This is a genomic window from Rhizobium sp. CECT 9324, from assembly GCF_918741265.1.
In the GTDB taxonomy this organism is placed as follows: domain Bacteria; phylum Pseudomonadota; class Alphaproteobacteria; order Rhizobiales; family Rhizobiaceae; genus Allorhizobium.
This window is the reverse complement of sequence record NZ_CAKKMZ010000001.1, coordinates 2811603-2833567: the sequence shown is the minus strand read 5'-3', so window position 1 is coordinate 2833567 and position 21965 is coordinate 2811603. Positions and strand designations below refer to the sequence as shown.

The window sequence follows — 21965 nt, the reverse complement described above, 5'->3', positions numbered from 1 at the left end:
GTCATGGCAGGAAACGGGCTCGTGGGACAAGAGCCAACTGCGTTTCCAGCCGCTGGGGCGTGAGGTTTTCTTCGGTTGCATGTCTTGAGGCGAGCGTGATGGAGGCGGTTGCTACCGCCTGACGAAGTGCCTCGCAGAGATCGCCGCCGGCTAGCCGTGTTTTCAGAAATCCAGCGGCAAAGGCATCGCCGGCACCAGTGACGTCTGCAATCTCGGCGACCGGTGATGGTTCGATCGCGGCCGCTGATGTTTCATCAAAGGCAATCGCGACGCGCCCGCCACTGGTGACGCTGCCGCCCCGAAGGCCGGCCAGGCGGAGAAGCGTAGGCCAGTCCTCCGGTCGATCCGCGGTTTTCCCGGTCAGGCTTTCGGCCTCGGCAACGTTGAGGAACAGATGGTCGATCCGGGGCAGGGCCTCCCTGAAACGAAGGACTTTCGCCGGCGATATGGCGATGGCCGACAGGCCAATGCCGCGCGCGCTGGTCTCGTCGGCCAGGGCGGTGATGGTCGCGCCGGGAAGGTTCGCGTCACAGAGAACATGGCCGGCCGCATCGATGCTGTCGCGGGTGGAGCGGGCGCGTAGCCGGCGCGCACTGAAGATATCGTAGAGCGCCATGTCGGCCAGAGCGATGACCAGATTGCCGTCGCGCTCAATGATGGCGGTGTAGCTGGGCGTTGCGCGGTCGAGAAAGACCACGGGGCAATCGTCAAGGCCAGCGCGTTGTGCCGCCTCCGTCACGGCCTGTCCTGCCGGATCGCCGCCGCGGGGTGCAATCAGGCGAACGCGATGACCGAGCCTGGACAGGTTGCAGGCTGCATTGAATACCCCGCCGCCGACTTCCTCGAACCATTGGCCGGGATTGCTGGCGCCTGGCTTCGTGTCACCGAAGAGGCGTCCGCGACGGTCAATATGGGCGCCGCCTATGGCGAGAATATCAAAGCTCATGAACGGCACTTTCGCACGCGACGGCGACGAATCGCAAGGACATCAAAACACTGAATTTGCAAAGTAAGATCCTGTTTGCAAAAGCATTTATCGAGGTGGAACATTCGTCGAACATGGAATGGAAAACCGTTTTTTCTCAACGGTTTGAACGGCTCTTGCAAAAATAGAACAAATGCAGTACATACAGTCCATCGGCGGCTTCATTGCCTATGCGGCCTCAATAACCTAAAGGTGGATCGAATGGCACAGAATTCTTTGCGGTTGGTAGAGGACAAATCGGTGGATAAAAGCAAGGCATTGGAAGCGGCGCTCTCGCAGATCGAACGGTCGTTCGGCAAGGGCTCGATCATGAAGCTCGGCGCGAACGAGAGCGTGGTTGAAGTCGAGACGGTCTCGACGGGTTCGCTCAGCCTCGATATCGCGCTTGGTATCGGCGGGTTGCCGAAGGGCAGAATTATTGAAATTTACGGGCCGGAAAGCTCTGGCAAGACGACGCTTGCGCTGCAGACGATTGCCGAAGCCCAGAAAAAGGGCGGTATCTGCGCCTTCGTCGATGCCGAGCATGCGCTGGATCCTGTCTATGCCCGCAAGCTCGGCGTTGATTTGCAAAACCTTCTGATCTCGCAGCCCGATACCGGCGAGCAGGCCCTCGAAATCACCGACACGCTGGTTCGCTCCGGTGCAGTTGACGTGCTTGTTATCGATTCTGTTGCAGCGCTGACGCCGCGCGCCGAAATCGAAGGCGAGATGGGCGACAGCCTGCCCGGCCTGCAGGCCCGTCTGATGAGCCAGGCACTGCGCAAGCTGACAGCTTCAATCTCCAAGTCGAAGACGATGGTCATCTTCATCAACCAGATCCGTATGAAGATCGGCGTGATGTTCGGTTCGCCGGAAACCACCACCGGCGGTAACGCGCTGAAGTTCTACGCATCGGTGCGCCTCGATATCCGTCGTATCGGCGCGGTCAAGGATCGCGAAGAGGTTGTCGGCAACCAGACACGCGTCAAGGTGGTCAAGAACAAGATGGCGCCTCCCTTCAAGCAGGTCGAGTTCGACATCATGTATGGCGAAGGCGTGTCAAAGACCGGCGAACTGGTCGATCTTGGCGTCAAGGCCGGCATCGTCGAGAAGGCGGGGGCCTGGTTCTCCTACAATAGCCAGCGTCTCGGCCAGGGGCGTGAAAACGCTAAACTGTTCCTGCGTGACAATCCGGCGCTTGCGCAGGAGATCGAATTGGCGCTGCGGCAGAATGCCGGACTGATCGCGGAAAAGTTCCTGCAGAACGGTGGTCCAGACGCCAATGATGGCGATAGCGTCGAGGATTAAGTCTCTTTCGGGCCCAGATTCGAAGTTCGGCCGGCCACGTTTCGAAAGAGGCGTGGCCGGTTTTCTATTGCGCGGCTGGACAGCGACCATGGCGGACGATAAAAGCCATTGATTTTGCGAATTGGCCGGCTTCCGGCCTGAATGAAGGGCGTGACATGAGCGGTGTAAACGAGATCCGGTCGACTTTTCTCGATTATTTCAAGACGAACGGTCATGAGGTTGTTTCCTCCAGCCCGCTCGTGCCGCGCAACGACCCGACATTGATGTTTACCAATGCCGGCATGGTGCAGTTCAAGAATGTCTTTACCGGCCTCGAACAACGTCCCTACTCGCGGGCGGTGACGGCGCAAAAATGCGTGCGCGCCGGCGGCAAGCACAACGACCTGGACAATGTCGGCTACACCGCGCGACACCACACCTTTTTCGAAATGCTCGGAAATTTCTCTTTTGGCGACTACTTCAAGGAGAACGCGATCGAGCTCGCGTGGAACCTGATCACCAAGGAATTCGGTATCGACAAGAACCGGCTGCTGGTGACCGTCTATCACACCGATGACGAGGCGCATGCTCTGTGGAAGAAGATCGCCGGCCTGACGGATGACCGGATCATCCGGATTCCGACCAGCGACAATTTCTGGGCCATGGGCGATACCGGACCGTGTGGACCCTGCTCGGAAATCTTCTACGACCATGGCGATCATATCTGGGGTGGCCCTCCCGGCTCGCCGGAAGAGGATGGCGACCGGTTCATCGAGATCTGGAACCTCGTCTTCATGCAGTATGAGCAGATTACCAAGGAGGAGCGGGTTGACCTTCCGCGTCCGTCGATCGATACCGGCATGGGACTTGAGCGCGTTGCAGCCCTTCTGCAGGGCAAGCATGACAATTACGATATCGATCTGTTCCGCGCTTTGATCGAGGGTTCGGTCGAACTGACCGGCGTGAAGGCCGAAGGTGAGCGTCGCGCCAGCCACAGGGTTATCGCCGACCATCTGCGGTCCTCCGCATTTCTGATCGCTGATGGCGTCCTGCCGTCGAACGAAGGCCGAGGCTATGTCCTGCGCCGTATTATGCGCCGTGCCATGCGCCATGCGCAATTGCTCGGTGCGCGTGATCCGATCATCTACAAGCTGTTGCCGATTCTCGTGCAGCAGATGGGCCGCGCCTATCCCGAACTTGCCCGCGCAGAATCGCTGATTGCCGAGACGCTGAAGCTGGAAGAAACCCGCTTCCGCAAGACCCTGGAACGCGGTCTGTCGCTTCTCTCGGATGCGACGACGGATCTGGGTCAGGGTGACAGCCTCGACGGCGAGACCGTTTTTAAACTTTACGATACCTATGGTTTCCCGCTTGACCTGACACAGGATGCGCTGCGTGCCCGTGGCATCGGCGTCGATATTACCGGTTTCAACGATGCCATGCAGCGCCAGAAGGCGGAGGCGCGCTCGCATTGGGCCGGCTCTGGCGACAAGGCGACCGAGACGATCTGGTTTGAACTGCGCGAAAAGCATGGGGCGACCGAGTTTCTCGGTTATTCGTCGGAGACGGCCGAAGGCCAGATCCAAGCGATCGTGCGCGACGGTGCTTCCGTCGAGACGGCGTCCGCTGGCGAACAGGTGCAGATCGTTGTCAACCAGACGCCGTTCTACGGTGAATCCGGTGGTCAGGTGGGTGATACCGGCGTGATCGTCGGCGAAGGCTTCTCGCTTGACGTGACCGATACGCAGAAAAAGGGCGAGGGGCTCTTCGTGCACATCGCCACCGTTGGCAATGGCGTCGTTCGTGCCGGCGAGGCCGTGACGCTCAATGTCGACCATGCCCGCCGTTCGCGGCTGAGGGCCAATCACTCGGCGACACACCTTTTGCATGAGGCTTTGCGCGATGTGCTCGGCACCCATGTGGCGCAAAAAGGGTCGCTGGTTGCGCCCGAGCGCCTGCGTTTCGACATTTCGCATCCGAAGCCGATTTCGGCTGAGGAACTGAAGATCGTCGAAGAAATGGCCAACGAGATCATTGTGCAGAATGCGCAGGTGACGACGCGCCTGATGGCTGTCGATGATGCGATTGCCGAGGGTGCCATGGCGCTGTTCGGTGAAAAATACGGTGACGAAGTGCGCGTTGTATCGATGGGTACGGCCGTTCGCGGCGACAAGGCCGGCAAGGCCTATTCGATCGAGCTCTGTGGCGGCACACACGTGAATGCGACGGGTGACATCGGATTGGTGCGCCTGGTTGGCGAGAGTGCCGTGGGTGCTGGCGTGCGCCGTCTTGAAGCGCTGACGGGTGAATCGGCTCGAGCCTACCTGGCAGAGCAGGACGAGCGGGTGAAAACGCTTGCTGCCTCGTTGAAGGTTCAGCCGACGGAGGTTGTCTCGCGTGTCGAGAGCCTGATCGACGAACGCCGCAAGCTCGAAAAAGAACTGGCCGACGCAAAGCGCAAGCTGGCCATGGGTGGCGGCGCCACCGGCAGCGGCGATGCACCCCGTGTGATCAACGGCATCAGCTTTGTCGGGCGTCAGCTTACCGGTATCGATGCCAAGGATTTGAAAGGCATGGCAGACGAGGCCAAGACGGGTCTCGATTCTGCGGTCGTTGTCCTGATCGCGGTGGCCGAAGACGGCAAGGCGAGTGCTGTGGTTTCGGTGACGTCGGATCTCACCGATCGTCTGAGCGCCGTTGATCTGGTCCGCATTGCCTCGGTGGCACTTGGCGGCAAGGGTGGCGGGGGCCGTGCCGACATGGCGCAGGCAGGAGGCCCGGACGGCACTCAGGCGGACGCTGCGATCGAAGCGGTTGCCGCCGCGATCGCTGGATGATGACGACCGCACGGGCTCCGGGGCGCTGACGTGCCTCGGAGTGCGGTGTTTCTGCTGAAGCCTTCCGTCACATTTACCACGCCGGTTTTCACTTCTTTCAGCCTTCGTTGCTATCCCTTGCTGCAATCTTGAGGTTTGCGGCTTGGAACAGTTCTTCCATATTCCCACATTGATGTTCTGCCTGTCGGCGGCCTGCGTCATCATTTCTGCATTTTTAACGCTTCTGTGGGTCTGGGATCGATCCAGTCGCGCCCTGCTGTATTGGACCTGGGGTTTCTGGCTGGGATGTATCGGTCTGGCACTGCTCGGACTGCGTGAGGTGGGTCCACCCACGCTTTCGCTCGGACTTGGCAATGCGTTCAGTCTGTGGAGCCTCGGTCTGATCTGGCTTGGCTGCCGCGCTTTCAACGAGGGTGATGCGGATGCGCCGTCAGCGTTTGCGCTGGCCGGTGGTTTGGTCTGGTTTACGCTTTTTGCCTCCTGGGGACACTTTGCCGAGGATCTGAACACCCGTGTGGTCGTCGCGTCGGTCTTCTATGCTGGTTACTCGTTTCTCATCGCCCATGCCGTGTGGAAGGGCTATCGCCATGAGCCATTGCCCGCCAGACGGCTGGCTGCCGTTGCTTTCGGGATGCATGGCCTGTTTTACGTCGTGCGCGTGCCTGTTCTCTACATCTTCCCTGTAACGCTGAATGGCGGCTATCCGAATCTGTGGTTCGGCGTGGTTACCTTCGAATATTTCATTCAGGCGCTGTTCGGTGCGCTTGCCATATTTGCGATGGTGCATGAACGGCTGACTTTGCGTTACAAGGCGGCTTCAGAGATCGATTTTCTGACTGGCATTCGCAATCGACGTGCGTTTCTGGCCGCCATAGTGTCCAGCCGTTGTCGGTCCGGTGGCAACAGGGCGGGTGCAACGCTGGCACTGCTTGATGCTGACCATTTCAAGTCGATCAACGATACGCATGGCCATGGCGCTGGCGATGTTGTTCTGACGGATCTGACCGAAAAGGTTGCAACCCGTCTCCCCCCTGGCGCTATTTTCGGCCGCGTCGGTGGTGAGGAGTTTGCCATCTATCTGCCGCCTGATGTGGCATCGGGTGATGTCGCGCTGCTGGAGCAAATTCGCATCGACATCGGCACAATGGCGGTGCGTCATGGTCAGGCCTCTATCCGATTGAGCGTGAGTATCGGCCGTTGCGCGCTGCCGTCGGGCCATGTCGACATGCAGATGGCGCTTGCTGCCGCCGACCGGGCGCTTTATGCGTCCAAAAAGGCGGGTCGCAACCGCGTCACGACCAGCGCTTTCGATCCTGGCTTCGAGCCCAGCAAGCGCGATCGACCCGTGGACCTTGCTGCGGAAAACTTGCCTCCGTCGCCTGCCTGATCGCCCAATTCGTGTTAGCCGGCTGCTGCTTGTGGCAGTTCGGCCATGGCTGCATCGTCAAGTGCATTGGCGCGCTGCCATGCTGGCCGTGCAGTCAGGCGGCGGCAATAAGCCTCGAAGGCCGGGCGTTTTTCGATCGAGCCGAATTGCAAACCCCAGCTGATATGCGAGCCGACATAGACATCCGCGGCCGTGAAGCGTTTGCCGGCAATATAGGGCGTGGCGGAAACGGCGTATTCCAGCGTGTCCATGACGGCCTCGAACGAACCGTAGCCAACCATGCGGCGCCGGTCTTCCGGCACGTTTATGCCAAGGCTGCGGTTGGTGACCGCTGCCTCAAGCGGGCCTGCGGCAAAAAACATCCAGCGGAAATAGGCGCCACGTTCGTCTGCCGTCGGGGCCAAGCCGGCCTCGGGGAATGTTTCGGCGAGATAGGCACAGATCGCGGCACATTCGGTGACAATCGTCGCACCATGTTTGATCGCGGGTACCTTGCCCATCGGATTCACGGACCGGTAGTCGAGACTTTTCATCGCCGGGCCGTAGGTGACTATTTCCGTACGATAGGGCACGGCGACTTCTTCCAGCATAACGCGGGCAATCCGGCCGCGCGACATCGGGTTGGTATACAGAACCAGATCGGTCATGGGGTGTTTCCTCCGCTTTGTTCCCTTTATGTTTCAGTATAGATCGCGAGACGCGAGAGACAAGCAGGCAGAACAAAAAAGCCCGGCGCAAGGCCGGGCTTTTCGTCACGCATCAGGCGCCAATCAGGCAGCCATGGCCTTCTTCAGGTTTTCATCGACCTTGTCGAGGAAGGCGGTCGTCGAGAGCCACGGCTGATCCGGGCCGATCAGCAAGGCCAGATCTTTGGTCATGTAGCCGGCTTCGACCGTGTCGACGCAGACCTTTTCCAACGTATTGGCAAAACGTGCCAGTTCGGCATTGTCGTCGAGCTTGGCGCGGTGGGCGAGACCACGGGTCCAGGCGAAGATCGAGGCGATCGAGTTGGTCGAGGTCTCCTGACCCTTCTGGTGCTGGCGGTAGTGACGGGTCACCGTGCCGTGGGCCGCTTCGGCTTCAACCGTACGGCCGTCCGGCGAAAGCAGTACCGAGGTCATCAGGCCGAGCGAGCCAAAGCCTTGGGCAACGGTGTCGGACTGGACGTCGCCGTCGTAGTTCTTGCAGGCCCATACGTAACCGCCGGACCACTTCAGGGCTGAGGCGACCATGTCGTCGATCAGGCGGTGTTCGTAGGTGATGCCGACTTCATCGAACTTCGCCTTGAACTCTGCCTGGTAGACTTCTTCGAAGATGTCCTTGAAGCGGCCGTCATAGGCCTTGAGGATAGTGTTCTTGGTCGACAGATAGACCGGCCACTTGCGCATCAGGCCATACATCATCGAGGCGCGGGCGAATTCGCGGATCGATTCGTCAAGGTTGTACATTGCCATGGCAACGCCGGCGCCGGGGGCGTCGAAAACGTCCTTCTCGATCACCTGGCCGTCTTCGCCGACGAACTTGATCGTCAGCTTGCCCTTGCCCGGGAACTTGAAATCGGTTGCCTTGTACTGGTCGCCGAAAGCATGACGGCCGACAACGATCGGCTTGGTCCAGCCCGGAACGAGGCGGGGTACGTTCTTGCAGATGATCGGTTCGCGGAAGATCACGCCGCCGAGGATGTTGCGGATCGTGCCATTCGGCGACTTCCACATCTGCTTGAGATTGAATTCCTTGACGCGGTCTTCGTCCGGGGTGATCGTGGCGCACTTGATGCCGACGCCGTGCTTCTTGATGGCATGGGCGGCGTCTACGGTGACCTGGTCGGACGTCGCATCACGGTTCTCGACCGAGAGGTCGTAATACTCGATGTCGAGGTCGAGGTAGGGCAGGATCAGCTTTTCTTTGATGAACTGCCAGATGATGCGGGTCATCTCGTCGCCGTCGAGATCGACGACCGGGTTTGCTACCTTGATCTTGCTCATGAATATCCTCGCTCGGAATGAATAGGGACGAGCGTCCCACTTGGATCGGCTCGCTGGGCTATAGCATTCCCGGGTGAGAACGCAAAGCGCCGGCACAGGCTGATAGCGCGATTTCATTCACAAATTGACACCAACAATGGTCTCATGCGGGCGGCTATCCACATTGAGCTTTGGCCGCGCCGATATAGAGTGCCGCAACATTCAATCTGCCTGTGGAAACTGCCATGAAAACCATGATTGCCGCTTCGATGCTTCTCGTCTCCAGCGGTTTTGCCGCCGCGGCAGACATGACCGCTCCCGTGCGCGAAGTCGTCGAAGCGACGGCCGCCAACTGGACAGAAGAAGCCTTTGGAAACGAAAAGGAAGTTTTCTCCGAAGACCGTCTTGATCGGGTTTTCAGTGTGGATTTCGCCGCGCTTTACCGCGAAGCCTCGAAGAATCCCGCCTATGATCTGCCCGAAGGCGAAACGACGGGTTTTCCCTTCGACTACGACCCGATTGCCAGGGGCCAGGATGGATGCCCGTTTCAGAATATCCGCGTCGAGGATGATGGGGACGGGCAGGTCACGGCGCTGTTCAACAATCGGGCCTGCATGGGCGATGATCCCGCCTACAAGCAAGATACGGTGCTGATCTTTCATGTCCAGGAAGAGAATGGGCGCGCCGTCATCGATGACATCTATCCGGTCGAGAACGGTCAGTCCGGCCAATCGATCAAGGATGAGTTGAAGACGATCGCCGGACAATAGGCGCCCTGGGCGCAGATATCCGTTGCAGCGTGACGGAGTGCCGCGAAGGTTTTGTCCAAGCTCTCTGTCCGATCATGGTCCGGTTCGCGAGATCGGATCTGATGCTTTTGATTTTTGCGCCGGTTTGTGTCAGTGAGGCCGCACTTATCGATTGAGACAGGCGAACATGGCAGGCACCAACAGCGAACGCGTACTTCTGGCCGAAGGACCGGCGATCATTCTGGTCGAACCGCAACTGGGCGAGAACATCGGCATGGTGGCGCGCGCCATGGCCAATTTCGGTCTGGCGGAGTTGCGCCTGGTCAATCCGCGCGATGGTTGGCCAAGCGACAAGGCGCGGTCTGCGGCGTCCAAGGCAGACCATGTGATCGACGGCGTCGTCGTCTTCGAGACTCTGGAAGAGGCTGTTGCCGATCTCAACTTCGTCTATGCCACGACTGCGCGCTTTCGTGACGGTTTCAAGCCGGTGCGTTCGCCGGTGACGGCAGCATCGACGTTGCGTCGACGCTTCAGTGCAGGTGAAAAGACCGGCATCATGTTCGGACGGGAGAAGTCCGGCCTGTCGAACGAGGATGTGGCACTTGCCGACGAGATCGTCACCTTTCCGGTCAACCCCGCCTTTGCATCGCTGAACATCGCGCAGGCCGTGCTGTTGATGTCTTATGAGTGGATGAAGTCCAGCATGGACGATGTTCAGGCCGTTCCCTTCGACGCGGTCGAGCAGGCACCTGCCACCAAGGATGAGGTGATCGGGCTGTTCGATCACCTGGAAGAGGCGCTCGATGCGCGCAACTATTTCCATCCGGTCTCGAAAAAACCGAGAATGGTCGACAATCTCCGTGCCGTCCTGTCACGGCGCGCCTTCACCTCTCCCGAGATCAAGGTCCTGCGTGGCGTGATTTCCTCGCTCGATCGGTTCCAGCGTTCCAGGCCACGCGGAGCCGGCGCACCCGATCCGGCACTATCCAGAGGCAGCAAGCGGCATGACAGCGGCGATAACGAGTGAGCTGAAGCCGGTTCTGGTCTTTGATTCCGGGATAGGTGGTCTGACCGTCTTGCGCGAAGCCCGGCTTCTCATGCCGGAACGCGGCTTCATCTATGTCGCCGACGATGCCGGATTTCCCTATGGTGGCTGGGAGGAGGAACCGCTCAAGGCGCGCATCGTTTCCCTGTTTCGCGGCTTGTTTGCCGCGTATGAACCGGAAGCGGTGATTGTCGCCTGCAACACCGCGTTCACACTCGCAGGTGTCGATCTGCGCACCGCTTTTCCTGACAGGCGCTTTATCGGGACAGTGCCGGCCATCAAGCCTGCCGCCGAGCGCACGCGCTCCGGGCTCGTGTCCGTGCTGGCTACGCCCGGTACGGTCAAGCGCGCCTATACACGCGACCTGATCCAGTCTTTCGCCAGCCAGTGCCATGTCCGGCTTGTCGGCTCCGAAAACCTGGCGCGCATGGCAGAGGCCTATATACGGGGCGAGGCGCTGGACGATGCGCAAGTGATGGCCGAAATCGCACCGTGTTTTGTCGACAAGGATGGATCCCGTACCGACATCGTCGTGCTTGCCTGCACGCATTATCCGTTTCTCGCCAATGTCTTTCGTCGTTTGGCGCCCTGGCCCGTCGACTGGCTCGATCCGGCCGAAGCGATTGCGCGGCAGGCGCGACGGATCGTCCCGCTTATCGAGGGTGCAGAGCATCCGGATGGTTTCGATTTTGCCGTCTTCACCTCGGGGCAACCGAATTTCTCGACCTGTCGCCTGATGCAGGGAATGGGGTTGTCAATTGCGCCTGCTGATCTGCCGGGGATTTGCCGATAGACCCTTTGGAAGAGCCTACCGTTGTGCTAGAGGTCGGCCTGTGGCCGGACGATTAGCCGGTGTAGAGGAGCTTTGCTCGCAGTTTTGTTAACCGAGATATCGATTGTCGTATTCCTGACGCTTCTGAATGGCGTCTTGGCCATGTCTGAACTCGCCGTCGTCTCATCACGACCCGCACGTCTCAAGGTCATGAGCGAACTGGGAAACCACGGCGCACTCGTCGCTCTAAGACTGGCTGAAGATCCCGGTCGTTTTCTTTCAACCGTCCAGATTGGCATCACACTTGTCGGCGTGCTGTCCGGCGCATTCTCCGGTGCGACGCTCGGTGCGCGTCTGTCTGATTGGCTGGAGCTCCAAGGTGTTTCGAATGGCGTATCTGACGCGGTTGGCGTCGGTTTTGTCGTGATGATGATCACCTATCTGTCGCTGATCGTCGGCGAACTTGTTCCCAAGCAGATTGCGCTGCGCAACCCGGAAGCCGTTGCTGCGCGTGTCGCCATGTCAATGCTTGTCTTGTCCAAGGTGTCGGCGCCGCTCGTCTGGCTGCTGAATGGATCCGGCAAGCTGATCCTGTCGCTACTTGGCCAACAGGGTGTTTCTGCCGGTACCGTCACGGATGAAGAAATCAAGACGGTCCTGGCAGAAGCCCATAGCGCCGGGGTTATCGAATCGGAAGAATCCGCGATGATCTCGGGTGTCATGCGCCTTGCCGACCGGACGGCGCGTGGGCTGATGACGCCGCGCCGCGATGTCGAAATGCTCGACGTCAAGGACACGCTGGCGGAATTGAAGGATTCACTGCGCGACAGCCAGCATTCGCGTTTGCCGGTTCGTGCGGGCGATTCCGATGAAATCATCGGCGTGCTTTTCGTGAAAAAGGTCTACGAGGCCATCGCGCTCGGCACTGCGGTCGATATCCGCACGCTTGTCAGCGAAGTGCCGATCGTGTCCGACCTTGCCGGGGCGATCGACATCATCCAGGCAATGCGCAAGACCTCCCTGCACATGGTGCTGGTCTATGACGAATACGGTCATTTCGAAGGCATCATCACGTCGGGCGATATTCTCGAGGCGATCACGGGCGCCTTCCAGGACGATAGCGAGGACGAACCGTCTCTGGTGCTGCGCGAAGATGGTTCCTATCTGGTGGCCGGGTGGACGCCGATCGATGAGTTTATCGATCGTATCCGCGTGCCGATCGATCCCGATCCGGATTACACCACGGTGGCAGGCTTCGTCATTGCCGAATTGAAACGTATCCCGGAATTGGGCGAGAGCTTCGTGAAAAGCAACTGGCGCTTCGAGGTCATCGACCTGGACGGCCGCCGCATCGACAAGCTGCTGGTTTCACCGGTTGGGCAGGCGGACTGATCAGGAGGCGGGCCGCGGGCGACGGTCGTCTAACAGTTCGGTCCCGACATGCGAATGCACGAGGCATCCCGCAACCCGCGTCGGTTTGCGGGATGTTGCGTTTTTGCCACTTAAATTCGACAAAATATGCAATCCGCAATTGCGCTCTTGTGGCGCGCTTTGTCTTGTGTAATTTTATGGGCATCCGCAATTCAAGCAACAGGAGGCGTCGATGACTGATCATTTCGTGTATACGCGCCTCTCTGGCGGATTGGTGTTCATGTCGATGGTGCATTGCGCCTATGGACCACGAACCACCGCCTGAACGGTCTTTCCGTGCAGGATTACGGCGTTTGGCGCCATTTTCAACAAAACTGATGTGATTGGTTGACTGGGCGCGTAAGTGCGTCTGCATGTCCGCCTCTCCGTTTTTTCCATCTAGAGGACCTGGTCGCTTCGCCGCGCCGGGACGGAAAAATCATGCTTAAAGAACAATCTATAGTTGCTGACAGCCTGACGACTGCGGTCGATGAGCTATGCCAGAAGTTTGGTGTCTGGGCGGCCGCGCGAACCTTGATCTACGTTGCGTGGACAAAGCGCAGGACATCCAACTCGGTGAGCGGTATGTCCGATCGCATGCGCCGGGATATCGGCTTGCTACCAGAAGAAAACCGGCGTCTGCCATCGCGGTTTTCCCTGTGGGACATCCGTCTTTGACGGTCGCTAAATCTCCGGCGGATAAAGCCGCCGGAGATCTCCGACATTTCGGCAAGGATCGACTGATCATTTGTCCCGTCGTCAAGTCGACGCGTTGATAATCCGTGATGGCAAATGCTTGGTGCTCGCAGTTTGCCCGGCAACGATGCATAATTGCCTGTTGATGGCGCGGTCTTTCGCAGCGATGATTCGGGAAATATTTGCTAAAGCATCGGTGGGTCGCCTTGGCGATCTGGTCGCTCTGCGAGCGCAAGAGCATACGAGGTGGCATTGGTGCAGGTCGGAATCGATATGGGTACCCTGACGGGCGGCGCTCCGGCGAAGCTCGACATCGAGGAACTTCTCGCCACGCGTCTGCTCGTTCAGGGCAATTCCGGTTCGGGTAAATCGCATCTCTTGCGGCGCTTGCTGGAACAGTCCGCGCAATGGGTGCAGCAGGTGATCATCGATCCCGAAGGCGATTTCGTCACATTGTCGGACAAATACGGCCATGTCGTCGTCGATGGTGAGCGAACCGAAGCGGAGCTTGCCGGCATCGCCGACCGAATCCGCCGGCACCGGGTATCCTGCGTACTGACGCTCGAGGGTCTGGATGTCGAGCAGCAGATGCGCGCGGCGGCCGCCTTTCTCAATGGCCTGTTCGATGCGGATCGTGAATTCTGGTTTCCGGTGCTGGTCGTGGTCGACGAAGCGCAGATGTTCGCCCCGGCCGTCGGCGGCGATGTCTCGGAAGATGCGCGCAAGATGTCGCTCGGCGCGATGACCAATCTAATGTGCCGTGGCCGTAAACGCGGTCTCGCCGGGGTCATCGCCACTCAGCGTCTCGCCAAGCTTGCAAAGAACGTGGCGGCGGAAGCATCGAACTTCCTGATGGGCCGTACCTTTCTCGATATCGATATGGCGCGCGCCGCCGACCTGCTTGGCATGGACCGCCGGCAGGCGGAAATGTTCCGCGATTTGCAGCGCGGCAATTTTGTCGCCCTTGGCCCGGCCCTGTCGCGCCGCCCATTGCCGATCGTGATCGGCAATGTGGAAACATCCGCGCGTTCGTCCAGCCCCAAGCTGATGCCGCTTCCGGATGCGGTGGCCGATGTCGAGGACCTGATCTTCACGCCCGATCCGGAAGAATTCACCCGGCCGATCGTGCGCCGTGCACCGCCGGCGCCCCGTCCGACGACCGATATCCTGGCCGAGTTGTCGCGCTCGAGCCCTGCTGCCATGGCACCGGTCGGCGGCAGTGAACCGGGGTCGCCATCGCGCGCGGACATGTCGTCCGAAGAGCGCGAGGAGCGCCTGGCGGCGGTTCTTGCCGAAATTCTCGGCGATCCGCAGGCCGCCTATCGGACCGACAGCGTGCTCTACCAGGAATTCCTCGTGCGCGCCCGGATGCGGCGAGTGTCGGGGCCGCCAATGCCGATGGGCGAGTTTCGTCGGCGTGTGGCGATTTCGCGCTCGGGTGTCGACGAAGAAACGGCGGCGAGCGCCGGATGGGCGACGGCACTCGATCTGTCGGTGCGTGTCTCGGACGACCTGCAGGGCGTTTTCCTGCTGCTTGCCAAGGCCGCATTGCTGTCGGAGGAATGCCCGTCGGATCACCGCATCGCCAAGGCCTACGGCACCCATTCGTCCCGCCGGGCGCGACGGCTGCTCGGCTATTTCGAGGAGCAGGGGCTGGTCGTGGTGCATACCGATTTTTCCGGCAAGCGTATCGTCGCCTTCCCGGATCTGGAAGCCGAGACCCAGCCGGGCGATCCCAATGTGGTGGATTCGGACGTGTTGTCGCAGTCGGCGGCCGAGTGAGCCGATGAACGGGGCGGGGTGCCCCGTTGCATCATAGGCTGGTCAGGCCGCAGTCTTTTCTTCCCAAACCTTCACCAGTTCGACAATGGTCCTTGTTGCCGTTTCCATATCCTGGACGCTGACCCATTCGAGCGGCGAGTGATAGGCGTGGCCACCGGTATAGATATTGGGGCAAGGCAGGCCCATGAAGGACAGGCGTGAGCCGTCGGTGCCGCCACGGATGCTGTGCAGCTTCGGTTCCAAGCCGACGCGGAGAACCGCTTCGGCGAGATGGTCGACGATCTCGGGATGCTGGTCGAGAACCTGCTTCATGTTGCGATACTGCTGCTTGACCTCGAATGTGTAGCTGGAGCCCGGGTAGGCTTTCAGCTCGTCCCGGGTGATGTCTTCCAGCAGCTTTTCCTTCTCCACCAGACCGTCGTCGGTAAAGTCGCGGACAATCAGGCTGATATGGGCGCTTTCCATCGAGCCGCTGATATTGGTCGGGTGGATGAAGCCCTGCTTGCCTTCGGTTGCCTCCGGCGTGAGATCCCTTGGCAGGCGCGCGACGATGTCGCTGGCAATCTTGATGGCGTTTTCCATCTTGCCCTTGGCATAGCCCGGATGCATGGCGACACCGGTGATGTCGATCTCGACGCCGTCGGCCGAGAATGTCTCGTTCTCGATCTCGCCGACTGTGCTGCCGTCCAGCGTATAGGCAAAGCGGGCGCCGAGCTTGTCGAGATCCACCTTGTCGGCACCGCGGCCGATCTCCTCATCGGTGGTGAACAGGATCTTGATCGTGCCGTGGCTGATATCCGGCTTGGCAATCAAGGTTGCCGCGGCCGTCATGATCTCGGCGATGCCCGCCTTGTCGTCGGCGCCGAGCAGGGTCGTGCCGTCGGTCGTGACGATGTCGTTGCCGATCTGGTTCTTCAACTGCGGATGGCTTTCGACACGGATCACCTGGTTCGTGTCACCGGTCAGGCGGATGTCGCCGCCGCGATAGTTGCGGACGATCTGCGGCTTGACATTGGTGCCGGTGAAGTCAGGAGCGGTGTCCATATGCGAGCAGAAGCAGATGACCGGTACCGGCTTGTCGGTGTTGGCCGGGATTGTCGCATAGATATTGCCGTGCTCATCAAGGTGGGCGTCGGAGAGGCCGAGGGCCAAAAGCTCTTGGACCAGGATCCGGCCCAGATCCTTCTGCTTTTCCGTCGATGGCTGGGCAGAAGACTTCGGATCGGACTGGGTATCGATCACCACATAGCGGAGAAAGCGGTCGAGGACTGTATCGGTCATGGGGCTTATCCGATCTCTGAAGAGGTTATTGTCCGGACTGCGCGCCCAGATATTTGTCGAACAGGGCTGCCATCTGGCCGTCACGTTCGGCTGCGCTGTCGCCGCCGAGGACAACGCCGACGACGCGGCGTGTGCCATTGCTGGCAGAGCTGACGAGATTGTAGCCAGAGGCCTTGGTATAGCCGGTCTTGATGCCGTCCGCACCCGGATAAGTGGACAGCAAGTTGTTGTGTCCGCGGAATTTCATACTGCGAAAGGTGAGGCGGGTCGTGGAAAACAGTTTGTACTCTTCCGGATAATCGCGCATCAGGGCCAGGCCCAGCCGCGCCATGTCGGCGGCCGTCGTCACCTGGTTTGGGTCGGGCAGGCCGGCCGGATTGGTGAAGACCGTACTGGTCATTCCGAGCTTGCGGGCCTTGGCGGTCATCATGTGACCGAAGGCCTGTTCGGATCCGGCGAGCGTTTCAGCAACCGCGACGGCCGCGTCATTGGTCGACAGCACGATCATGCCCATGACGGCTTCGCGCACGGTGATCTTGTTGCCGGCGCCGACCGCAAACTTGTAGGGTTCTTTGCTCTCAGCGTTTTCCGACATCACCAGGCGATCATCCCAGCCGAAGCGTTTCTGATGCAGGGCCTCGAAGGTCAGGTACAACGTCATCATCTTGGTCAGCGACGCCGGATAGTTGATGACATCGGCATTTTCGGCCTCAAGTACCTGCCCGGTATTGGCATCGAGGATCACATGGGCACGACCGGCGAACGCCTGTGTCGGTCCGAATGCGGCCACGAGCGCCATGACGGACGAGAGGAAGAGGGAAGCATTGCGGTAGGTCATGACAGTCCTGAGCACGAGCGTGAAATCTGAGTGTTGTGTCGGCTTTAGACCAGTTTGACCAAGCTGTCAGCGTCGCAAACAGTCGTCACGATATTTTGAGTGCAAACTGATGGAGGCGGGGGCGGCGGTGATGCCGCCCCCCTGTGAGATCAGGTCACTGTTCGGTGACGGCCTTGGCGTCATCCTTGTCGGTGTTGCGGGTTGCCCAGAGGGAACCCAGGATGCCGACGGCGAGGATGCCGATGGTGACCGACAGCGAGACGACCGGCGGGATCTTGGCGAGACCCAGCATGTCGGCGACGAAGATCTTCGAACCGATGAAGATCAGCACGACCGACAGCGCATATTTCAGATAGGCGAAGCGGTGGATCAGGGCGGAAAGCGCAAAATAGAGCGCGCGCAGGCCGAGGATCGCGAAGATGTTCGACGTGTAGACGATGAAGGGATCGGTGGTGATCGCAAAGATCGCCGGGATCGAGTCGACGGCGAAGATGACGTCGGCCAGTTCGACCATGATCAGCGCCAGGAAGAGCGGCGTGATGTAGGTCTTCAGCTTGCCGGTCTTTTCATCCGGTTCACGCACGAGGAATTTCTCGTCACGCAGGCCGTTGGTGACGGGCAATCGCTTCTGCAGGAACTTCAGGACCGGATTGCTCGAGACATCATGTTCCTGCTCGGCCGTCAGCAACATCTTGATGCCGGTGATGACCAGGAAGGCGGCGAAGAGATAGAGAACCCAGTCGTAGTTTTCGACGATGGCAGCACCTGCGGCAATCATCACGCCACGCAGGACGATGACACCGAGAATGCCCCAGAGGAGAACGCGGTGCTGGTAGGCGCGGGGGATGGAGAAATAGCCGAAGATCATCGCGATGACGAAGATATTGTCCATCGCCAGGCTCTTTTCGACGACAAAGCCTGTCAGATATTCCAGTCCGGCCTGCTGGCCGCTCTGGAACCAGACCCAGCCGCCGAAGGCGACGCCGAGGGTCATATAGAAGCCTGAGAGAAGAAAACTCTCCTTGATGCCGATTTCACGGCTTTCCTTGTGCATGACGCCAAGGTCGAGAGCGAGTAGAAAGGCAACGAGAGAAACGAAAGTAAGCCACATCCAGGAAGGTGTGCCCAGGAAGTCAACCCAAAGAAAATCCAACATGAGGATCCCTTTGCCGGAAAGGTTTTTGATCGCAGCCCCGACATCACGAGAATCCGGCGCTCAACGTCAGAGGGGCCCGGTGGCTGCGTGAAAGGTCAGATGGGACAGCGGCTTGGAAACTTCAAGTCACAATGTTGACATTTCCGGCCATCCCCCATATAGCCCCGTCAACTTCGGGTTCCTGAGAGCCCGTCGTTTAACGACATGTCCCGTGGTTTTCCCCGTACGCTTTACGTGAGAGGCCTGTCAGAGTTTCTAAAACGGAACTCAGAGGAGGGCGTGTTTCCTTGATCCGGTTTGGCAACAAACCGGTGTAACCTGTTGAGAAGGAAATGCGATGAGCAAGCGCGCTGCATCCAAGTACAAAATCGATCGCCGCATGGGCGAAAATATCTGGGGTCGTCCTAAGTCCCCGGTCAACCGCCGCGAATACGGTCCTGGCCAGCACGGTCAGCGCCGCAAGGGCAAGCTTTCGGACTTCGGTGTCCAGCTGCGCGCCAAGCAGAAGCTCAAGGGCTACTACGGCGACCTGCGCGAAAAGCAGTTCCGCGCAACCTACGACGAAGCCAACCGCCGCAAGGGTGACACTTCGGAGAACCTGATCGGTCTGCTCGAATCGCGTCTGGACGCGATCGTATACCGCGCCAAGTTCGTACCGACCGTCTTTGCTGCCCGTCAGTTCGTCAACCACGGCCACGTCACCGTCAACGGCGTCAAGGTCAACATCGGCTCGTACCGCTGCAAGGCCGGCGACGTGATCGAAGTTCGCCAGAAGTCGAAGCAGCTGGTCACCGTTCTCGAATCGGTCCAGCTCGCCGAGCGTGACGTTCCGGACTATATCGAAGTCGACCACAACAAGATGGTTGCTACCTTCGCTCGCGTCCCGACCCTGTCCGACGTTCCTTACGCTGTCGTCATGGAACCGCAGCTGGTCGTCGAATTCTACTCGCGTTAATCGACGCGTTTCGGATTTTGGAAAAGCCGTCCTTCGGGGCGGCTTTTTCTGTTTGCAGTGGGATGGTGGACAATGAATATTGGGCCAGCGCTTCCGAGCGAGAGGGTGGACATGAACCTGCAGGCGATCGTTGACGACATCGTGCGCGAGCTCGAGCCCCGGCTGGGCGAGGGCAAGGTGGCCGACTACATTCCGGAACTGGCACGGATCGACCCCAAGCAGTTCGGCATTGCCATCACCACCGTTGAGGGACAGACCTACAAGGCCGGCGATGCGGATGCGGCGTTTTCCATCCAGAGCATTTCCAAGGTTTTCATGCTGACGCTGGCGCTCGGCAAGGCCGGCGAGGGGGTGTGGAACCGGGTCGGGCGCGAACCATCCGGGTCTGCGTTCAACTCCATCGTCCAGCTCGAACACGAGCATGGCATTCCGCGCAATCCGTTCATCAATGCCGGCGCGATCGTCGTCGCCGACATGGTGTTGGCCGGCCACGCGCCACGCGAGGCGATCGGCGAATATCTGCGTTTCATGCGCTACGTCGCCGATGACGAGACGCTGTCGATCGACGAGAAAGTGGCGCAGTCTGAGCAGAAGACCGGCTACCGGAATTTCGCCCTGGCCAATTTCATGCGTGGTTTCGGTAACCTGCATCATCCGGTCGAGCATGTGCTTGGCGTGTACTTCCACCAGTGCGCCCTGGCGCTAAGTTGCGTCCAGCTCTCCCATGCCGGCCTTTATCTCGCTCATCGCGGTACCAATCCGCTGACCGGCTTTTCGGTTGTCTCGCCCAAGCGCGCGCGCCGCATCAACGCGCTGATGATGATGTGCGGGCACTATGACGGTTCGGGTGATTTTGCCTTCCATGTCGGCCTACCGGGCAAGTCCGGCGTCGGCGGCGGCATCCTGGCTGTCGCGCCGGGTAAGGCTTCGATCGCTGTCTGGTCCCCGGGGCTCAACAAGGTCGGCAATTCGGCGCTCGGCTCTGTCGCGCTGGAGATGCTGGCGACGAAGACGGGCTGGTCTGTCTTCGGCACTTGATCTTGACGGCTTAAAGGGGCATTGCACACACGACATGCCACGCGGCCCCAGTGCCCGAGGGAGCCCGAAATGAACATTTCCTTGCCCGCCGATACATTTGGCGCCGATGCCACCACCACAGAGGACGAACTCGACCTCGCTGGCATCCATCCGATCTTCGCCAAGGCGCCGCAGTCCGTGTCGTTCAACAAGCTGCGCAAGCGGCTGATCCGCCAGGTCCGTCAGGCAATTACCGATTTCGACATGCTGAAGGGCCAGAAGCGTTGGTTGGTCGGCCTGTCCGGCGGCAAGGACAGCTATGGCCTGCTGGCCATCCTGCTCGATCTGAAATGGCGCGGCCTGCTGCCGGTCGAGCTGATCGCCTGCAATCTCGATCAGGGCCAGCCGAATTTCCCCAAACATGTGCTGCCGGACTATCTGACGGCGATTGGTGTCGAACACAGGATCGAATATCGTGACACCTATTCGATCGTGAAAGAGAAAGTGCCGTCAGGCGGGACTTATTGCTCCCTCTGTTCGCGCCTGCGTCGCGGCAATCTGTACCGGATCGCGCGCGAGGAAGGCTGCGATGCGCTGGTGCTGGGGCACCACCGCGAAGACATTCTCGAAACATTCTTCATGAATTTCTTCCATGGGGGGCGGCTGTCCGCCATGCCGGCCAAGCTGCTCAACGATGAGAAGGATCTCTTCGTCATGCGGCCGCTTGCCTATGTCGCGGAGGACGACATGGCGCGGTTTGCCCAGGCCATGGAATTCCCGATCATTCCCTGCGATCTCTGTGGCTCCCAGGATGGCCTGCAGCGCAATGCGATGAAGGATATGCTGGCTGGCATCGAAGCGAAAATGCCCGGCCGCAAGGATGCGATGCTACGCGCGCTCGGGCATGTCGATGCCTCGCATCTGCTCGACCCCAAGCTTTTCGATTTTTCCGCACTTCATATTTCCAAGGATAGCTAAATGGCCGACATCGATATCGCTGCGCTTGCCAATCTTTTGCAGGAGGCAGCCGTCCGTGAAATCTTGCCGCGGTTCCGTAATCTGGGCGACGGCGATGTCCGGATGAAAAGCGAGGCGATCGATCTCGTGACCGAGGCGGACGAAGCCGCCGAACGGCTGATCCGCGACGGTGTCGCCGAGATCATGCCGGACGCCTTGTTCATCGGTGAGGAAGCGGTGGCGGCCGATCCGGCTCTGCTTGGCAAGCTTGCAGGTGCCGACCTTGCCGTTGTGGTCGATCCGATCGACGGTACGTTCAACTTTGCCTCGGGTCTCGCACTGTTCGGCGTGATGCTGTCCGTGATCAGCAAGGGTGAGACGGTTGCAGGTCTGATCTATGATCCGATCGGCAATGACTGGGCGATTGTCGAGAAGGGGTCCGGCAGTTGGATGTGCAAGCCCGATGGTTCGCAGGAGCAGATGTTCATGCGCCCGTCACAGCCGCTCGAACAGATGATCGGCATTGCCAATACCGGCTATTTCGACATCGAGACGCGCCGGAAGCTTCTGGTCAATCTGGCTGATGTCCGGCTGTTCACCAGCTATCGCTGTGCGGCCCACGAATACCGCCTGCTGGCGCAGGGACATATGGATTTTGCCATGTACAACAAACTGATGCCCTGGGATCATCTGGCCGGTGCGCTGTTGATGCAGGAGGCCGGCGGTCATGTTGCACGCCTCGATGGCTCGGCCTATCTGCCGCACCATACAGATGGCGGCCTGCTTGTCGCGGCCGATGAGGACACCTGGCAGGAACTGCGCGAAAAGATCTTTACGGTATAACGAAAAAGGCCCGGTTTCCCGGGCC

The 21965-nt window shown here is 59.7% G+C and carries 19 protein-coding genes; 13 read left to right on the top strand and 6 right to left on the bottom strand.

Features of this window, described 5'->3' with window-relative positions; all coding sequences use genetic code 11:
• Window position 1 precedes the first annotated feature (1 nt).
• Window positions 2-946, bottom strand: a complete 945-nt coding sequence (locus tag LQ231_RS13900; protein WP_230171763.1) for a carbohydrate kinase family protein — start codon at window positions 944-946, stop codon at window positions 2-4.
• A 240-nt stretch (window positions 947-1186) separates the two neighbouring features.
• On the opposite strand from LQ231_RS13900, the gene recA reads away from it, so the two are divergent.
• The 3 genes from recA to LQ231_RS13885 all read left to right on the top strand — a co-directional run bounded on the left by recA (window position 1187) and on the right by LQ231_RS13885 (window position 6475).
• Complete coding sequence (gene recA / locus LQ231_RS13895) at window positions 1187-2272, top strand: recombinase RecA (RefSeq protein WP_113141591.1); 1086 nt, start codon at window positions 1187-1189, stop codon at window positions 2270-2272.
• Between the two features lie 155 nt (window positions 2273-2427).
• Complete coding sequence (gene alaS, locus LQ231_RS13890; RefSeq protein ID WP_230171762.1) at window positions 2428-5088, top strand: alanine--tRNA ligase; 2661 nt, start codon at window positions 2428-2430, stop codon at window positions 5086-5088.
• A gap of 142 nt (window positions 5089-5230) precedes the next feature.
• Window positions 5231-6475, top strand: a complete 1245-nt coding sequence (locus tag LQ231_RS13885; RefSeq protein ID WP_230171761.1) for a GGDEF domain-containing protein — start codon at window positions 5231-5233, stop codon at window positions 6473-6475.
• 14 nt (window positions 6476-6489) lie between these two features.
• On the opposite strand, the gene LQ231_RS13880 is transcribed toward LQ231_RS13885, so the two are convergent.
• A complete protein-coding gene (locus LQ231_RS13880) occupies window positions 6490-7122 on the bottom strand; it encodes a glutathione S-transferase family protein (protein ID WP_230171760.1) in 633 nt (210 codons plus the stop codon).
• 123 nt (window positions 7123-7245) lie between these two features.
• Window positions 7246-8460, bottom strand: a complete 1215-nt coding sequence (locus tag LQ231_RS13875; protein ID WP_113141587.1) for an NADP-dependent isocitrate dehydrogenase — start codon at window positions 8458-8460, stop codon at window positions 7246-7248.
• 224 nt (window positions 8461-8684) lie between these two features.
• On the opposite strand from LQ231_RS13875, the gene LQ231_RS13870 reads away from it, so the two are divergent.
• The 6 genes from LQ231_RS13870 to LQ231_RS13845 all read left to right on the top strand — a co-directional run bounded on the left by LQ231_RS13870 (window position 8685) and on the right by LQ231_RS13845 (window position 14893).
• Window positions 8685-9209, top strand: coding sequence for a hypothetical protein (locus LQ231_RS13870; RefSeq protein ID WP_230171759.1), 525 nt, complete (start codon window positions 8685-8687; stop codon window positions 9207-9209).
• A gap of 166 nt (window positions 9210-9375) precedes the next feature.
• Window positions 9376-10215, top strand: coding sequence for an RNA methyltransferase (locus tag LQ231_RS13865; protein ID WP_113141585.1), 840 nt, complete (start codon window positions 9376-9378; stop codon window positions 10213-10215).
• Window positions 10193-11026, top strand: coding sequence for a glutamate racemase (gene murI / locus LQ231_RS13860; RefSeq protein ID WP_230171758.1), 834 nt, complete (start codon window positions 10193-10195; stop codon window positions 11024-11026). Before LQ231_RS13865 ends, murI begins: the two co-directional genes overlap by 23 nt.
• Window positions 11027-11110: 84 nt before the next feature.
• Window positions 11111-12397 (top strand): hemolysin family protein, encoded by a 1287-nt coding sequence (locus tag LQ231_RS13855; RefSeq protein WP_290371359.1) that lies wholly within the window; start codon window positions 11111-11113, stop codon window positions 12395-12397.
• A gap of 459 nt (window positions 12398-12856) precedes the next feature.
• The gene (locus tag LQ231_RS13850) at window positions 12857-13093 is read left to right on the top strand and encodes a DUF1127 domain-containing protein (protein WP_230171756.1); all 237 of its coding nucleotides are present in this window, start codon (window positions 12857-12859) and stop codon (window positions 13091-13093) included.
• Between the two features lie 273 nt (window positions 13094-13366).
• The gene (locus LQ231_RS13845; protein WP_230173355.1) at window positions 13367-14893 is read left to right on the top strand and encodes an ATP-binding protein; all 1527 of its coding nucleotides are present in this window, start codon (window positions 13367-13369) and stop codon (window positions 14891-14893) included.
• Window positions 14894-14935: 42 nt separating this feature from the next.
• Here LQ231_RS13845 and pepT read toward each other — a convergent pair whose 3' ends face one another.
• From pepT to LQ231_RS13830, 3 genes are all read right to left on the bottom strand, one after another.
• Window positions 14936-16174, bottom strand: coding sequence for a peptidase T (gene pepT / locus LQ231_RS13840; RefSeq protein ID WP_230171755.1), 1239 nt, complete (start codon window positions 16172-16174; stop codon window positions 14936-14938).
• A 25-nt stretch (window positions 16175-16199) separates the two neighbouring features.
• Window positions 16200-17012: a D-alanyl-D-alanine carboxypeptidase family protein gene (locus LQ231_RS13835; protein ID WP_230171754.1), complete on the bottom strand. Its 813-nt coding sequence runs from the start codon at window positions 17010-17012 to the stop codon at window positions 16200-16202.
• 154 nt (window positions 17013-17166) lie between these two features.
• Entirely contained in the window at window positions 17167-18165 is a 999-nt protein-coding gene (locus LQ231_RS13830) for a TerC family protein (RefSeq protein ID WP_230173353.1), read from the bottom strand.
• A gap of 340 nt (window positions 18166-18505) precedes the next feature.
• Between LQ231_RS13830 and rpsD the strand changes: the two genes are divergently transcribed.
• The 4 genes from rpsD to LQ231_RS13810 all read left to right on the top strand — a co-directional run bounded on the left by rpsD (window position 18506) and on the right by LQ231_RS13810 (window position 21940).
• Window positions 18506-19123 (top strand): 30S ribosomal protein S4, encoded by a 618-nt coding sequence (rpsD, locus tag LQ231_RS13825; protein ID WP_007606101.1) that lies wholly within the window; start codon window positions 18506-18508, stop codon window positions 19121-19123.
• A 111-nt stretch (window positions 19124-19234) separates the two neighbouring features.
• A complete protein-coding gene (locus tag LQ231_RS13820) occupies window positions 19235-20161 on the top strand; it encodes a glutaminase (RefSeq protein WP_230173351.1) in 927 nt (308 codons plus the stop codon).
• 69 nt (window positions 20162-20230) lie between these two features.
• A complete protein-coding gene (ttcA, locus tag LQ231_RS13815; RefSeq protein WP_230171753.1) occupies window positions 20231-21118 on the top strand; it encodes a tRNA 2-thiocytidine(32) synthetase TtcA in 888 nt (295 codons plus the stop codon).
• The gene (locus LQ231_RS13810; protein ID WP_230171752.1) at window positions 21119-21940 is read left to right on the top strand and encodes an inositol monophosphatase family protein; all 822 of its coding nucleotides are present in this window, start codon (window positions 21119-21121) and stop codon (window positions 21938-21940) included.
• Window positions 21941-21965 lie beyond the last annotated feature (25 nt).

Bases quoted from the DNA above. Each gene is read 5' to 3' on its own strand.
- alaS (WP_230171762.1), top strand. From the start codon at position 2,428: ATGAGCGGTGTAAACGAGATCCGGTCGACTTTTCTCGATTATTTCAAG.
- recA (WP_113141591.1), top strand. From the start codon at position 1,187: ATGGCACAGAATTCTTTGCGGTTGGTAGAGGACAAATCGGTGGATAAA.
- LQ231_RS13810 (WP_230171752.1), top strand. From the start codon at position 21,119: ATGGCCGACATCGATATCGCTGCGCTTGCCAATCTTTTGCAGGAGGCA.
- LQ231_RS13820 (WP_230173351.1), top strand. From the start codon at position 19,235: ATGAACCTGCAGGCGATCGTTGACGACATCGTGCGCGAGCTCGAGCCC.
- pepT (WP_230171755.1), bottom strand. From the start codon at position 16,174: ATGACCGATACAGTCCTCGACCGCTTTCTCCGCTATGTGGTGATCGAT.
- LQ231_RS13850 (WP_230171756.1), top strand. From the start codon at position 12,857: ATGCTTAAAGAACAATCTATAGTTGCTGACAGCCTGACGACTGCGGTC.
- LQ231_RS13835 (WP_230171754.1), bottom strand. From the start codon at position 17,012: ATGACCTACCGCAATGCTTCCCTCTTCCTCTCGTCCGTCATGGCGCTC.
- rpsD (WP_007606101.1), top strand. From the start codon at position 18,506: ATGAGCAAGCGCGCTGCATCCAAGTACAAAATCGATCGCCGCATGGGC.
- LQ231_RS13875 (WP_113141587.1), bottom strand. From the start codon at position 8,460: ATGAGCAAGATCAAGGTAGCAAACCCGGTCGTCGATCTCGACGGCGAC.
- LQ231_RS13900 (WP_230171763.1), bottom strand. From the start codon at position 946: ATGAGCTTTGATATTCTCGCCATAGGCGGCGCCCATATTGACCGTCGC.
- LQ231_RS13865 (WP_113141585.1), top strand. From the start codon at position 9,376: ATGGCAGGCACCAACAGCGAACGCGTACTTCTGGCCGAAGGACCGGCG.
- LQ231_RS13880 (WP_230171760.1), bottom strand. From the start codon at position 7,122: ATGACCGATCTGGTTCTGTATACCAACCCGATGTCGCGCGGCCGGATT.
- LQ231_RS13870 (WP_230171759.1), top strand. From the start codon at position 8,685: ATGAAAACCATGATTGCCGCTTCGATGCTTCTCGTCTCCAGCGGTTTT.
- ttcA (WP_230171753.1), top strand. From the start codon at position 20,231: ATGAACATTTCCTTGCCCGCCGATACATTTGGCGCCGATGCCACCACC.
- murI (WP_230171758.1), top strand. From the start codon at position 10,193: ATGACAGCGGCGATAACGAGTGAGCTGAAGCCGGTTCTGGTCTTTGAT.